At 39.4% G+C, this 14,710-nt stretch carries 14 protein-coding genes and 1 other RNA gene; 11 read left to right on the top strand and 4 right to left on the bottom strand.

Annotated elements, in window-relative coordinates; translation table 11 throughout:
* Positions 1 to 3 precede the first annotated feature (3 nt).
* On the top strand, positions 4 to 1,116 hold the full coding sequence (gene rpoD, locus ACYQ1I_RS00760; protein WP_459761665.1) for an RNA polymerase sigma factor RpoD: 1,113 nt from the start codon (positions 4 to 6) through the stop codon (positions 1,114 to 1,116).
* Positions 1,117 to 1,219: 103 nt separating this feature from the next.
* Here rpoD and ACYQ1I_RS00765 read toward each other — a convergent pair whose 3' ends face one another.
* Positions 1,220 to 1,420, bottom strand: a complete 201-nt coding sequence (locus tag ACYQ1I_RS00765) for a hypothetical protein (protein WP_459761666.1) — start codon at positions 1,418 to 1,420, stop codon at positions 1,220 to 1,222.
* A gap of 65 nt (positions 1,421 to 1,485) precedes the next feature.
* Between ACYQ1I_RS00765 and ACYQ1I_RS00770 the strand changes: the two genes are divergently transcribed.
* The 7 genes from ACYQ1I_RS00770 (at position 1,486) to ACYQ1I_RS00800 (ending at position 7,313) form a co-directional block, all read left to right on the top strand.
* Positions 1,486 to 2,202: a tRNA (adenine(22)-N(1))-methyltransferase gene (locus ACYQ1I_RS00770; RefSeq protein ID WP_459761667.1), complete on the top strand. Its 717-nt coding sequence runs from the start codon at positions 1,486 to 1,488 to the stop codon at positions 2,200 to 2,202.
* Positions 2,169 to 3,287, top strand: a complete 1,119-nt coding sequence (locus tag ACYQ1I_RS00775; protein ID WP_459761668.1) for a Nif3-like dinuclear metal center hexameric protein — start codon at positions 2,169 to 2,171, stop codon at positions 3,285 to 3,287. Before ACYQ1I_RS00770 ends, ACYQ1I_RS00775 begins: the two co-directional genes overlap by 34 nt.
* 74 nt (positions 3,288 to 3,361) lie before the next feature.
* Positions 3,362 to 3,760: a ribonuclease HI family protein gene (locus ACYQ1I_RS00780; RefSeq protein ID WP_459761669.1), complete on the top strand. Its 399-nt coding sequence runs from the start codon at positions 3,362 to 3,364 to the stop codon at positions 3,758 to 3,760.
* Between the two features lie 76 nt (positions 3,761 to 3,836).
* Positions 3,837 to 4,180, top strand: an RNA gene (gene rnpB / locus ACYQ1I_RS00785) — RNase P RNA component class A.
* Between the two features lie 335 nt (positions 4,181 to 4,515).
* Positions 4,516 to 5,712, top strand: a complete 1,197-nt coding sequence (locus ACYQ1I_RS00790) for a winged helix-turn-helix domain-containing protein (RefSeq protein ID WP_459761670.1) — start codon at positions 4,516 to 4,518, stop codon at positions 5,710 to 5,712.
* A 483-nt stretch (positions 5,713 to 6,195) separates the two neighbouring features.
* A complete protein-coding gene (locus ACYQ1I_RS00795; RefSeq protein WP_459761671.1) occupies positions 6,196 to 6,360 on the top strand; it encodes a hypothetical protein in 165 nt (54 codons plus the stop codon).
* Between the two features lie 194 nt (positions 6,361 to 6,554).
* The gene (locus tag ACYQ1I_RS00800) at positions 6,555 to 7,313 is read left to right on the top strand and encodes an exodeoxyribonuclease III (RefSeq protein ID WP_459761672.1); all 759 of its coding nucleotides are present in this window, start codon (positions 6,555 to 6,557) and stop codon (positions 7,311 to 7,313) included.
* 7 nt (positions 7,314 to 7,320) lie between these two features.
* Here the strand turns inward: ACYQ1I_RS00800 and ACYQ1I_RS00805 are convergent, their stop codons facing one another.
* Both ACYQ1I_RS00805 and ACYQ1I_RS00810 read right to left on the bottom strand, forming a co-directional pair.
* Complete coding sequence (locus ACYQ1I_RS00805; RefSeq protein ID WP_459761673.1) at positions 7,321 to 7,590, bottom strand: hypothetical protein; 270 nt, start codon at positions 7,588 to 7,590, stop codon at positions 7,321 to 7,323.
* Between the two features lie 188 nt (positions 7,591 to 7,778).
* A complete protein-coding gene (locus ACYQ1I_RS00810) occupies positions 7,779 to 9,542 on the bottom strand; it encodes a flavin monoamine oxidase family protein (protein WP_459761674.1) in 1,764 nt (587 codons plus the stop codon).
* A 192-nt stretch (positions 9,543 to 9,734) separates the two neighbouring features.
* Between ACYQ1I_RS00810 and ACYQ1I_RS00815 the strand changes: the two genes are divergently transcribed.
* Both ACYQ1I_RS00815 and ACYQ1I_RS00820 read left to right on the top strand, forming a co-directional pair.
* Positions 9,735 to 10,964, top strand: a complete 1,230-nt coding sequence (locus ACYQ1I_RS00815; RefSeq protein ID WP_459761675.1) for an ammonia-forming cytochrome c nitrite reductase subunit c552 — start codon at positions 9,735 to 9,737, stop codon at positions 10,962 to 10,964.
* A gap of 210 nt (positions 10,965 to 11,174) precedes the next feature.
* Positions 11,175 to 11,678, top strand: a complete 504-nt coding sequence (locus ACYQ1I_RS00820) for a hypothetical protein (protein ID WP_459761676.1) — start codon at positions 11,175 to 11,177, stop codon at positions 11,676 to 11,678.
* A gap of 37 nt (positions 11,679 to 11,715) precedes the next feature.
* Here ACYQ1I_RS00820 and ACYQ1I_RS00825 read toward each other — a convergent pair whose 3' ends face one another.
* The gene (locus tag ACYQ1I_RS00825) at positions 11,716 to 12,327 is read right to left on the bottom strand and encodes an NUDIX hydrolase (protein WP_459761677.1); all 612 of its coding nucleotides are present in this window, start codon (positions 12,325 to 12,327) and stop codon (positions 11,716 to 11,718) included.
* 663 nt (positions 12,328 to 12,990) lie between these two features.
* Between ACYQ1I_RS00825 and ACYQ1I_RS00830 the strand changes: the two genes are divergently transcribed.
* The gene (locus tag ACYQ1I_RS00830; protein WP_459761678.1) at positions 12,991 to 14,679 is read left to right on the top strand and encodes an ABC transporter substrate-binding protein; all 1,689 of its coding nucleotides are present in this window, start codon (positions 12,991 to 12,993) and stop codon (positions 14,677 to 14,679) included.
* Positions 14,680 to 14,710: the final 31 nt, after the last annotated feature.

Here is a 14,710-nt window from a genome sequence, read left to right on the forward strand (position 1 = left end):
ATAATGAGTGAATCACAGGAAGTAAAAAAGGAATCTGTAAAGAAATTAATTGAAAAAGGCAAAAAACGAGGGATGGTCACTTATACAGAAATTATGGATGCCTTGGAAGACATTAGTATTGATAAAGATCAAATAGATGAATTATATGATCATCTTGCCTCCATGGGAATTGACGTGGTAGGTGAAAAGGATGACATCGAAATTGAAGAAGTTGAGCTCGATGAGCTGGAACCTGACATTGTTATTGAAGAAAATATTGAGGATGATGTTACTCTTTTAAAAGGGATTAACATTGATGATCCCGTTAGAATGTATTTAAAGGAAATTGGTAAAGTACCATTATTAACTGGTGACGAGGAAATTGAATTGGCTAAGAAAATGGAGGCCGGAAGCGAAGAGGCGAAAAAGCGCCTTGTAGAGGCAAATCTAAGGCTTGTTGTCAGTATTGCTAAAAGGTATGTAGGTCGTGGCATGCTGTTCTTAGATTTAATTCAAGAGGGTAACCTTGGACTCATTAAAGCCGTTGAAAAGTTTGATTTCCGCAAAGGCTTTAAATTCAGTACCTACGCCACCTGGTGGATTAGACAGGCCATCACCCGAGCCATTGCCGATCAGGCCAGAACCATTCGGATTCCCGTACACATGGTCGAGACCATTAACAAATTAATTAGGGTTTCAAGACAATTACTTCAGGAATTGGGCCGGGAGCCAAAGCCTGATGAAATTGCAAAGGAAATGGATCTTTCAGAGGATAAGGTAAGAGAAATATTAAAAATAGCTCAAGAGCCCGTTTCTTTAGAAACCCCCATTGGTGAAGAAGAAGATAGCCATTTGGGTGACTTTATTCCTGATGACGATGCTCCTGCCCCTGCTGAAGCAGCCGCCTTCTCATTATTAAAGGAACAGTTGATAGAGGTGTTAGACACCTTGACACCTAGGGAGCAAAAAGTACTTCGATTAAGATTTGGATTAGATGATGGAAGAGCCCGAACCCTTGAGGAGGTTGGAAAAAAATTCGATGTCACCAGGGAACGGATCCGCCAGATTGAAGCCAAGGCCTTAAGAAAACTGCGCCATCCCAGTCGAAGTAAGAAGTTGAAGGATTATCTGGAATAGATTAAATTAAAGCAACCCATTATATAAAAAACCCCTGGATGATAGGTTTAGGAAATGCCGGCAAAGGGCGGCACTTCAACCCAAGTTACCCAGGGGTTTTCAATTACCAATACTGTTTTTGCTTTGCGTATTGTATTTTCTTCTTTTTTTCATCATCACTTTCAGTTAAATCAATTTGGTCCTGAAGCTTGTGCATATTTTGATCAGCTTCTTCCTCCCATTCCTGGGTACGACCGCCCCACTGAAATTTAATAAATTCCTCTGGGGGAAGCACAACCTTCCTTCTCTTTTTATCCTTTGACATAAAATCAGCCTCCGGGGAATTAAATTTATTTTGTATATTTATTTTTCAATAAAGGAGCCAAAAGTATGCAGGTAAGATTAACCCCTAGACTAGAGAAAATAGCACAACAGGTTAAAAAAGGCAGTTGCGTAGCTGATATTGGCACTGACCATGGCTATATTCCTATTTACCTTATTCAAAATCAAATAGCCACCCGCGTAATCGCCTGTGATGTAAATTCCAAACCCCTGGAAATTGCCGAAAAAAATATTCAGCAATATGACTTGGCAAATTATATAGAGACAAGACTTAGCGATGGTTTAGAGGCCATTGAAGCAGGTGAGGCCGATACAATTATTATAGCCGGTATGGGGGGAATATTAATTCAAGAGATTATAGAGGCCTCCAGGTCAGTAGCTGCGACAAGCAAATTAATATTACAGCCCATGCAGGGAAGAGATGTATTGCGAAGATATCTTGTTTCCTCAGGGTTTAGCATACAAAAAGACCTTCTGGTTAAAGAGGACCATCGAATCTATGAAATTATAGTGGCCGAGGCAGGACAACAATCGGTAGCCGATGAGATATATTTTGAAATAGGCTTTCAATTGAAGGAAAATCCGCCCTCCTTGGCGAAGGAATTTATCGAAAAAAAGATTGCATCTACCGAAAATATTCTATTGCAGTTGAAAAATAATAAAGATGCAGCGGTACAAACCAAGTTTGAGGAAACCCAAGAACGTTTAAGAAAATTACAGGAGGTGTTATTATGGCTCAAGCAATCAAAGAGATCGTATCGTTGATTGAATCAATGGCCCCCCAGCATGCGGCAGAATCGTGGGATCAGGTGGGGCTTCAGTTGGGGGGCCTAAATGATCAAGCTGATCGTGTAATGGTGGCCCTAGAAGTAACAGAAGCAGTGTTAGAGGAGGCAATCGATAAGGACATACAGCTTATTATCGTTCATCATCCTTTTATTTTTAAACCGCTGAAAAAGATCCGGCGGGATGATCCCAGGGGCAAATTAATTTACAAAGCCATAGAGAATAACATTGCCATCTATTCGGCCCATACCAATATTGATGTGGTGGAAGAGGGGTTAAATCAACAGATTGCCTTGAAATTTGATCTAGAGGATATTCAAATTTTAGAGGTTACAGGGAAAAAACAATACTATAAGCTGGCAGTTTTTGTTCCTGACGCCTACGAAGAAAAGGTGGCTGCTGCCATGGCTCAGGCTGGTGCTGGCCACATCGGTAATTATAGCCATTGCTCCTTTAGAAGCGAAGGAACAGGCACCTTTAAACCCCTTGAAGGGGCTTCCCCCTTTATTGGCAGTGAAAATCAGCTGGAAGCAGTAAAGGAGGTTAAAATAGAAACCATAGTTGACGGAGGTCAATTGAAAGCTGTGGTGGATGCTATGATAACGGCTCATCCCTACGAGGAAGTGGCCTATGATCTTTATCCCTTGATTAAGGAAACACCCCAATGGGGAATTGGCAGAATCGGTAAACTCAAGGAACATGTTTCGTTAAATTTATTTGTAGAAACGGTGAAATCCCAGTTGAATATACCAGGGGTCAGGGTAATCGGTGATGTGAATAGCTTGATTGAACGGGTATGTATTGTTAACGGCAGTGGTGCAGAGTACATTAAAGCCGCCGCAGATGCAGGCTGCCAGTGTCTGATAACAGGTGATGTAAAATACCATGATGCCCAAATGGCCCTGGAGCTGGGAATCAATATTATTGATGCAGGCCACTATGAAACGGAAGCATTTTTTGTGGAATGGATGACAGATTATTTGAAAGAGAAAATAGCCCTTCATCAACTAAAAGTAAAGGTTTTTCCATCCCAGACCTATATTAACCCATTTCAATGGTTATAGTAAAAACAAAAAATTGATTATTCAAATCATTGCTGATATAATAGGTGAGCACAGAAGAATGGAGGAAATTGATGATGAAAGCAGTAATTTACACCGATGGCGGTGCCAGGGGTAACCCGGGAGAGGCCGGAATAGGTATTGTAATAGAAAATGAAGCAGGAGAAGTGGTTCGGGAAATTAGCCAATTTATTGGAAGGCAAACCAATAATGTTGCCGAATATAAAGCCTTGAGCAGGGCCCTGGAGGCTGCTCTCGATATGGGATTCAAAGAGGTAATCTGCTATCTGGACAGTGAGCTGGTGGTGAAACAAATTAAAGGCGAATATAAGGTAAAGAATGAAGGGTTGATTCCTCTCTACCAGATGATCATGCCACTGGTCAACAAGTTTGACAGCTTTGATATTCAGCATGTGCGGCGGGAGCATAACAAAAGAGCCGATGCCCTGGCAAATTTGGCGATGGATCAAAAATAACAAACCAAATATTGGATTTTGACATATCATTAATTTTATGCTAAAATAATTACTCAAGCTATAAAAGTTCATATTGTGAGTAAGTCAGATGGTCGCGGACACAGCTTTGCTGTGGACGAGGAAAGTCCGAGCTCCATAGGGCAGGGTGCTGGGTAACCCCCAGTGGAGGCGACTCCAAGGAAAGTGCAACAGAGAGATACCGCCCACATAAGTGGGTAAGGGTGGAAAGGTGAGGTAAGAGCTCACCAGCAATCAGGTGACTGATTGGCTATGTAAACCCCACCTGGAGCAAGACCAAGTAGGGACAAAAAAGCGATTGCCCGTCGTGTCCCGTGGTAGGTTGCTTGAGCCCCCTGGTAACAGTGGGCCTAGATAGATGACCATTTAATACAGAACTCGGCTTATAGATTTGCTCACATATCAATATGAAAACTCAAGGGTTATTGCCCTTGAGTTTTTCTGTTTTTTGGTGAAAATGCAAAATGACCTTTAGTGTAGTCTTAACCCCTTAGAATTAGTTGGTGGAAGGGTACCATTTTATAGCTTTAATGCAAGATGTTTTTAAGGATATAATTATAGATGGATGATTTGATTGGACTACTTTATGGTAAAATAGAATGAAAAAGGAGAAATTATTAGAATGAAAGTAAGTATGAAAAATAGTGGTAAGTTTCTCCTAGAGGCGGAATTAATAGATAAAAAAAATAGGAAAGGTAACGTACGGGTCTTAAGATAAACAGAGGGGAGATAATGAAATGGAGGAGAGACAAGGCTATGTGTTAACTAAGAAACAAGCACGTCAGTTCCTGCTATTGAAGCATGGATTAATTGATGGTTATAAATTTTCAGGAGAAGAAGGGGTAAGTGATTATATTAGACAGGTAGGCTGTATTCAATTTGATCCAATCGATGTTTGTGGAAAGAATGCTGAGTTGGTACTACAATCGAGGGTTGAGGAGTTTTCTAAGGAAATGCTATATAAGCTTTTATACATAGATCGAAAACTTATTGACTATTTCGATAAAAATATGTCTATATTTCGTATTGATGACTGGAAATACTTTTCACGCCATAGGGCACATTATGCAAAGGCAACCAGAAGTAGAGAAGAAGTGAATAAGGTAGCTGACGAAATAATAAAAATTGTTAAAGAAAAGGGTTGTGTATCATCAAAGGACATCGATTTGAGAAACAAGGTTGATTGGTCATGGAGCCGGACTACATTGGCGAGGGCAGCATTAGAGACACTTTATTTCAGAGGAGTCCTGATATTACACCATAAAAAAGGGACTATTAAATATTATTCGTATGCAGACGAGTATATTGCTCCGGAAATTTTAAAGGAGCCAGACCCGAATAAAACACGAGAGCAGCATCTGGATTGGTGGATTGCTAGAAGAATCGGAGCAGTCGGAATGTTTTGGGATAAGCCTTCAGACGCTTTGCTGGGCATTGATGGTTTAAAGGCAATGGAGCGCAGCAATACCTTTAAAAGATTATTTAACAATAATAAAATAATGAAGGTTGAGATTGAAAGCATTAAAGAGCCATTTTATTGTTTAATACAGGACAAGCATTTGCTTGATATGGTTCTAGAAAACCGAAAATTCTTGAAAAGAACAGAGTTTATAGCACCACTGGATAACTTGTTATGGGATAGAAGGCTAATAAGCAAAATTTTCGACTTTGATTATAAATGGGAAATTTACACACCGATTCACCAAAGAAAATTTGGATATTATGTATTACCGGTTCTACACGGAGAAAGATTTATTGGAAGGATAGAGGTAATCAATCGTAAAAAAGAAAAGGCGCTTATAGTGAAAAATCTGTGGTTTGAAGAGGATATTAAAGATTGTAGCCTCTACAATGAGGACATACGAGGGTGTCTTGAAAGGTTTAAAGCCTTTAATAACTGTAAGAGCATTGATTTTGAAACAAAAATTTTATAAAGGTAGCAGAAATAAGAATCAGAAATGGGATGCCACTATGAAGAGGCATCCCATTATTCAGTTTAAATCAATATTTTACAGAAGAAATAGACTTGAGGTAACCTGCCGCACGTTTGCGCTATCATTCCTCTAATGCTGCTTCTATTAGGCCCACTAACAAAACAAAAAATAACCAACTTTCCTGCAATACCGCCTAAGGATGAGTGGCTAAGTCAAATACGGTTCCAGTAGTATGATCCAGAGACGAAGAAGTATGTAGTGATGATATGCCTAGTCTAAATAAAGCTTCAAGAAGGATAGATATACTATGAAGATCGAGATGTTGAGAAATTAGAATAGCATTGTTTTTTATTTTCAAGCCCTTATATTAAAAATAACAATGATGGATCAATTTTTTGTTTAAAGGAAATAAAGTAGGGTAATTTACTTTATGGATAATAATTATTTAATAATAATAAATAAAAATAGGAGGCGTTATAAAAAATGGCATATTTTAATGATCCCTACGGTATAAAGAATTTAAAGGTAAAGGCAATGGAAAAAAGTAGGCAAGAGAAGAAAAACCTTCTTTTGCTTGAGGAACTAACTAAGGAATTAAGGGAAATTGGAGGCAAGCTAGATCAGCTGGAAGAAGCACTGAATAGCTAGTTTTCAATAAAACATAATTGTATATCCAATACCTTTGGTGTTGGATTTTTTGTGGGCTTTTGACTAAAGGGATAAATATTTTCCATAGAATTAACTTTATGATAGAATAGACAATAGACAGGAGTCTCTGTATTTCCGAGGAAATGATTGGAATATTATGTAAAATCATAATCAACTTAAGTGGAGGATAACTTATGAAGATAGTTTCATGGAATGTTAACGGCCTTAGGGCATGTATTGGAAAGGGTTTTATGGATTATTTAAAAGAGGTAGATGCAGATATTTTCTGTATTCAAGAGACAAAGCTCCAGGATGGGCAACTGGATTTAAGCCTGGAGGGCTATTATGACTATTGGAACTATGCAGTTAAAAAGGGATACTCCGGAACTGCTGTATTTACAAAGAAAAAACCCCTTTCGGTTCAGTATGGTGTGGGAATTGAAGCCCATGATCAGGAGGGAAGGGTAATTACTTTGGAATTTGAATCCTTCTATTTAGTTAATGCCTATATCCCCAACAGTCAACGGGGACTGGCCAGACTGGATTATCGTATGACCTGGGAGGATATGTTTCGTGATTATCTTAAGCAATTGGATGGAAAAAAACCGGTCATACTTTGTGGAGACCTAAATGTGGCCCATCAGGAAATTGACCTGAAAAACCCCAAAACCAACAAAAAAAGTGCAGGCTTTACCGATGAAGAGAGGGCTAAAATGACCACACTTCTTGAGAATGGTTTTATCGATAGCTTTCGAAGTCTTTATCCTGACCTTGAGGGAGCCTATACCTGGTGGTCATATTTAGGTAGGGCTCGAGAGCGGAATGTAGGTTGGAGAATAGATTATTTTATTATTTCTGAAAGACTAAAGGACCGGCTGAAGGATGTAGAAATACATGACCATGTCATGGGTAGTGACCATTGCCCCGTTACAATTTTGGTTAATATCGAATGAAGTTAACCTAGTTTATAATATCAAAAATGGTTCCGCCCCCATCAAAGGAAATTGTAAACTGTAGTCGAACACCAGGGCGGATATGGATGGTCAGCTCTGCTCCAGGAGCGATCCTTCGGGTACCGGGGGAATATTGGAAATCAAAGGGAATATCTGCTTTGATTAATAGGGTTTGAAGGGTATAAATCTGGGTTAACTTAATACTCCCCGATTTCATAAGATTTAAAAATAAGTCAGTAGATAGTAATGTCAATAGTTCTTTACTAAAATCTGCCATTTCCTTCCCCCTCCAATCAAACCCATCTGACGTATTTTATCATATGCAGTAGTACCTGATAACAGTGATTCATCTTAAATAAAGTCTTTCTTTAAAGATAGGAAGGACGATTCTGTTGAAACCTATATATGGAATGTTCTCTTTTAATTGAATTACTATTAAGTGAACTTAGATTATAAAAGCAGCCCTTATTCCTGGGCTGCTTTTTCAATGTACTTATGGCAGGCAAGGGCCAGCTCATTAGCTGCAAGCATACCTGTTTGAAGGGATCCCTGCTGCCATGCCCTGGATACCGAAACATGTTCGCCGGCAAAAAATACCCTGTTATCATATTCTGGTTCAGTAGCTACCTTAGAGAACAGCCTCTTTTGCTGGGGATTATAAAAGGCAAATCCACCCAGGGCCCAGGGGTGGTTGCTCCAGGACAGTGTTCGATAATCCAATACAATTTCATCAAGATACCCCACCGGTAACCCATGAACTGCCTCTACCTGGCGTTTGACCAGCTCGAAGCGGTAAGGTTCAGAATAATTTCCAAGGCGAAGGGCATCCTGAGTCCAATTATAGCTGGCAATCAAGACTCCAGGTAAATTTGGGTCGGCGCCAGGCCGTAGATCCCATATACAGGGGGGCGATTCAAAGCAGCCGTATTTTCGATTTAACTCCTGATCGCAGATAAAGATACCTTGATTAGATGGGTACCAAAGGGTATTAAGGACCATATCTGTAGCCGAACCGCCTCCAACAATACGCCTGTCAGGAGGGCCCTCCTCCCAGAAACGTTTTTTACAGAGCATAATCGTTTTTTGTGATGGAGAATAATTTAGCATCCGGATTGCCTGCATTTTGTTACTGCTGAAAATAGGGTTCAACTCCAGCATCCTTACATTGGAAAAGGGAAGGGCACAAATGATGAAATCAAAGGTTTCCTCCTGGTTTAATGCCAGGCCTTTTTGCTTATAATGTACGGTTACGGGGCCCCCTTGGTGGAATTGACTTAATCCGGTAACCACGTGTCCAGGCTTCCAACGGATGTATCCAAGGTCGTCAGGGTCAGTCTCGTCAGCATATTCTAGGGGCCTGGGATTTAATAGGGAATGATAAAATGCCAAAGGCAGATTAACCATTCCTCCTGGTATTTCATAAAGAAAGGAAAAACTGGCCGGATATAGCTCGTGTAATATTTCAAAGGAACTCTGATTCAAATAGGCACCCATAAAGGGGTCAACACTACTGAGCATTTCAATTGCTCCATCACTTAAGCCCTGCTTCTGCATAAATTGTCTAACATTATAGTAGTCTGCTTCCAGAATTTGCGCTGCATAAAGGGATTTTACCTGCAAAATTTCCTTTCTGACCTCAGGTGACATCTCCAGCAAAAAGCGATCAAAAACCTGAGCCTGCAGTTCAGGCCACAAGGTAGCCCGTTCCTCGGGGGTCATATTAAAAACCGGGTAAATGTACTGCTGAACCTCTTCAGGTCGATTTCTAACCCGAATACTTCTAACATATCGAAAGGCATTTTCGTTGGTTTGAATAAAGGGCCTGGTGTTCAGCTTGAAAAGATCAATATAGTGCCAGGTGCTTTCATGGCTTACTGGAAAACGCATGGCTCCCAATTCGCCGTATAGTTCCTTTGACTCATCAAAATAGTGGGTATAGACTCGCCCGCCTATCCGTTCTTCCTCCGCTTCAAATAGGGTGATGTCAAAGCCCAGCTTTCTTAATTCAAAGGCCGCAGACAAGCCTGCCAGCCCTCCCCCTAAAATCCCTACACGAATGTATTTACAGGAGCCAGGCGGTAATATGGTTGTAATATCGGGTGGGGGACTAAGCAAAGAAATAATATTTTTTAAATCTTCAGGGCGCCCACTTAAATCAAGAACAAATTCAAGCAATTTGTATCGATCCTCTGGAGTTGGATTATTAGGCTGAAATGGTATAACGGTCATGTAGCACCTCCTAAATTTTCATTGTTAATATATATGTTGTTTATTGGGTAAATAGGCTTAGTAATCTTGATTTCTTGTGACGAGCTTTATTTTATCCCTTTGGAGTTATAGTTTTTTTAAGAGTTGGAATAATAAGTAATAACACTATTATAGAAAGGGTTGTTGCCAGTGCAACGCTTCAAAAGAAGAGCCATGATATTAATCATTCTAATGTGTCTGTTAATAAGCGGGTGCAGAAGAGAGGCACCGGGTGAAGACATTGGGCAGGAGGAAGGAGAAAAGGTTCCGGCTCCGGAAGAGATGATTTTGTCAGCTGAGAGCTGGAAAGAGGAATTTCCTTTAATATATGAATCCTTTATCAAAACCTCCCGTCTACAGGATCAAAAGGTTGAGGATACAGAGCTGGGGGGGCTGCATCCTATCGATTATTTAGAGAAATATCCCAATATTGCTACTTTATATGAAGGAATGGGCTTTGCAAAGGAGTATTATATTGCAAGAGGTCACTATTATTCTTTGGAGGATGTGATTAATACTTCAAGGCCCAAGCCAGGAGCTTCCTGTCTGGCTTGTAAGACGGCCGATTATGAAAAGCTATATGTTAAAAATGGGGAAGCCCTTTTTGCCATGGATTTTCAAGAAACATCCCAGGTGGTTGACCATGCCATCAGCTGCTATAACTGCCATCGAAATGACCCCGGCAGAGGTATTCAAGTGACTTCACCCCATTATCAAGAAGGAATCAAGCTGCTGGAACAGGAGCCAAAGCCCGGTACCAACGCCTGTGCCCAGTGTCATGTGGAATATTACTTAGATCCCGATACAAAGGCTGTGGTGCTGCCCTGGGATCAGGGAATTGAAATTGATGAAATTGAAGCCTATTATGATGAGCTGGACTTTAGCGACTGGACTCACCCCCGTACTGGAACACCCTTGATTAAGGTTCAGCACCCGGAATTCGAAATGTATACCGGCAGTATCCATGACAGCTTGGGGTTATCCTGTGCAGACTGTCACATGCCTGTGGTGGTGGAAAATGGTGAATCCTATAAGTCCCATTGGGCTAAGAGTCCGTTAAAAACCGTGATAGAATCCTGTGGAAGCTGCCATGGAGACGATGCTGAGGCAATAGTGGCCATGACCCAGGAAATACAAAAGGAAATTCACGACTTAGAAGTAGAAGTGAGCGATCTTTTGGTACAGCTAATTAATAATTTTGCCACGGCATTGGAAGAACAAAGACTAAATGAATCAGAAATTAAGCAGCTCAGAGAGCTGCATCGAAAAGCACAATATCGTTGGGACTTTGTTTTTGTTGAGAATAGTACAGGCTTCCACAACCAACAAAAGGCAAGGGAAGCCTTAGAAAAGGCCAAAGAATATGCACAGCAGGCCTTGACAATATTACAGGAAGCTCAATAAACAACATCTTGATTAAAGGCTGTCACTGTCAAAGTACATGTGGCAGCCTGTTTTGTATAAGGAAATGGTGGAAGAAAGCCGGGGTAATTTTCATTGAATAATTTAGTTGATCGGGTGTAAACCGTATATTGACCGGGTATCATTCCTATGGGCATATACACATTAAATATGATATAATGTTCTGGAGGCTGATACAGGAAGGTGAATAACGTGAAGACAAAGAACCTGTTATACGTAGCAACATTTCTCTTTCTTCTAATATTTATTACTGGTTGCCAAGGCTCAGGAAAAAATGACCTGGAGGAGGAAAATAATCAGGATAATCCTCCTATTGAGATGAATCAAGAAAATAGTCAGAAGGCCACAATGGAAGAGCTAAAGGAAATATTAATGGAATCTGTGGGAATTGAGCTGAAGGATACTGATAATCAAGCAGTGGGTATGTTACAGGAGAGGCAGGATATCATGTCCTTTGTGGACACGCTTTTCTCTTTTCCCCATCAAGAGGAGTATCCCGATGACACGCTGCAAAATGAAGTGATTGGGCCTCTATATTTTTATAGAAGCCAGGGAGACGACATATATGGACTCGTTAAAGAAAAGTATATCTATATAGAAGGCTATTATTTTTTAATTGAAGAAAATAATTTAAAAAATATTGAAAAGCAGTTTGAAAAAAATATTATTAAAGCCCCGTCGGGCGATGAACCATAAATGAGATTACTTTAAGATCCCCAATGTTTGGGGATCTTTATTCATATATGGAATCAAGAAAATTTTTAAGAATTTTTGCCGTAATTCCCCATATCATCTTTTCACCGTAGGGATAAAAATAAACAGGGTAGTTTCCGCTTCTCCACTCATATTTTTCACCGTTAGAGATTAAGTGATAGGGAAAGTTCTTCTCTGGAGAAAAATTCACTTTAACATTATGAATGATGGGCTGCTCCTTTAAAAGATAATCCAGGGGAACCGTAAAGATTGATGAAACTTCATCCTGATTATAGGGCAAATCCTTTATATCAGAGAGATTAATGAAGCCCCAAAAGGGATAAATCAGTACATTAAAGGGAGTAATCAACCGGTCCAGGGGGCCCATTACCTCAATTAAGCTACGATCGATATTCAGCTCCTCAACGGTTTCACGTATGGCTGTTGTCATGGGTGATTCACCTGGTTCAATTTTTCCCCCTGGAAAACAAATTTCTCCCGGCTGACTCAGCTGTTGTGAGCGCACTTCGAATAAAAGATGAAGACTTTGATTTAATTCTAAAACAGGAATATAAACTGCAAACATGTTGTTCACATCTAAGTAACCTACTTTCTCTTTGACAAAGGAATTAATTAGATTTTGTCTGTTCATTTGCTACGACTCCTTAAAATTCGTTTATTCATTTAGTATAACATATGATAGATAACAATAATCCAATTCAAGATGATTTAATAAATCAGGCCGCTTTTGAAAGGGGCTAAAACGATGAATAGTAAATTAAAACAAGCATATTAATTAATATATACGATGAAAATATCATTATTGCCAAAAACTTTTTATTTACAAAATTGAAATTGATGATATAATAATTTAAATTAAGCATACATTCTGAAAAAAATATTTTTTTTGTAAATGTTAATTTTAGGGGTGAACCGATCGTAATTAAATATTAAATATAATTAATATGTAAAAAAGTCATTGAATATTTTCCAAAATTTGATTAAAATGATAAAAAGTCAGAAAATTGCTAAAAAAACTAATACGAGAAAATATTACAATTTATTTATACTACATAAAATTTCCAATGCACGTTAAGGGAAGAAAAAACAAGTATTGATAAAAAAATATTTTTTTCCGTATTAATTTTTTTTAAAAAAAAAGAGGACATTTGTAGAATTCATCGAATAATTATAAAAATGCAAATAGCCAAAAATCGTTGAAATTTGGCAATAAATAATTTTATGTTTGTTTAAAAATGTAGTGTTTTTTTGTTACACTACTATTTTAAAAATAAATATTAAGGGGGAAAAAAGAATGATAAGAAAGAAAAGCTTGTTATTACTACTGGTGTTCACACTGGTAGCGTCTATGTTCTTAGCTGCCTGCGCACCTAAAGAACCAACTGTAGTAGATGGGGATGATCCTACAGAACCAGGAATAGTTTATCCAGGCGCTGAAAGAGGAAATGTATTAACCGTTGGTGGATCAGCTCCCAATGGTGAGTTTAACCCACTTACCTACAATAGTGCTTATGATAATTACATTAATGAGCTAGTATTTGATTATTTGTTCCAGAAAGAGAAGGATGGTTCTCATACAACAGAAGGTGGGCTGGTGGAAAGCTACACCGTTTCAGAGGATGGAACAGTCTATACCTTAACCCTTAGAAAAGGTATTAAGTTCCATGATGGAGTAGATTTTACTGCCGAGGATGTTGCCTTTACCTACGATGTCGTTGCCAGACCTGATTACAAAGGAAGAGGATTCAACGATATAAGTATTATTGTTGGAGCCCAGGCCAGAAAGGATGGTACGGCAGATAGTATTGAAGGAATTAAGGTGATTGATGACCATACATTGGAAATCACTTTAACTAAAGCAACTGCCGTAACCTTGAGAAACTTAAACACCATGGTCCTTCCAAAGCACATCTACGATAAGCCAACGGCTGAAGAAATGGCGGCTTTAGATAGAACACCCATCGGTACCGGGGCCTTTATATTAAAAGATTACGTTGTTGAGCAGTATGTTGAATTAGAGGCCAATCCAGATTACTGGCAAGGGGCCCCAAAATTAGATGGAATTATATATAAGGTGGTTGCCAGGCCCAATGAGCTTTCAGAATTTGAAATTGGCTCCATTGATGCGGTAAACTTTGAAAATACCATAGAAAACTACGAAATTATTGAAAGGTATACCCATGGTGAATTGATTAATAACTGGAACAACGGCTATGCCTTTGCTTCCTTTAACTTTACCAATCCGATCTTCCAGGATGTAAAGGTTCGTCAGGCCTTGGTCTATGGTTTAGACAGACATGGCTTTGTTCAATCCTTCTTTGGGGGCCTTGGCGGTGAAGTGGCCCACGCACCAATTTCACCGGTATCCTGGGCGTATCCTTCCGGATTAAATGAGTACAAATATAACCCTGATAAGGCCAATGAGCTGTTGGACGAGGCTGGCTGGGTAATGGAAAGCGACGGCTTCAGGTATAAAGATGGTCAAAAGCTTGCCTTTACATGGACCACCTACAATGAAGCCGTATGGGCTACCCAAATTACTGCCCTGGCTAAGGAAAACTGGAAGCAAATCGGGGTTGATTGTGAAATTGTCTTAATGGACTTTAACTCCCTGTCAGCTTTAATATCTGATCCTGCCAATAAGGATAAATGGGATATGTACAATATGGCCTGGAGCTTAACCACCGACCCGGATATGCAGTCTACCTACAGTAAAAATACCTTCCCTCCAGGAAACAACAGGGGCTACTATTATAATGAAGAAATTGAAGAATTAATGGAAAAGGGTATATTAGAGCTTGATCAGGAAAAACGGAAGGAAATTTATCGGGAATTAGCTGAGAAGTTTAATGAAGATCTGCCCTATATTTACGTTTATGTCAGAAAGGACCCATGGCTGGTAAACAAACGTGTTAAGAATTTTGATCCCAGTGAATTTGTGTACTGGTCAGATAATGCCCATCTGATTGAAATTGTTCAATAGTCTAAATAGAAAAGCTAACTTTATTAAAGGA

The sequence above is a fragment of the Alkaliphilus crotonatoxidans genome (assembly GCF_054658015.1).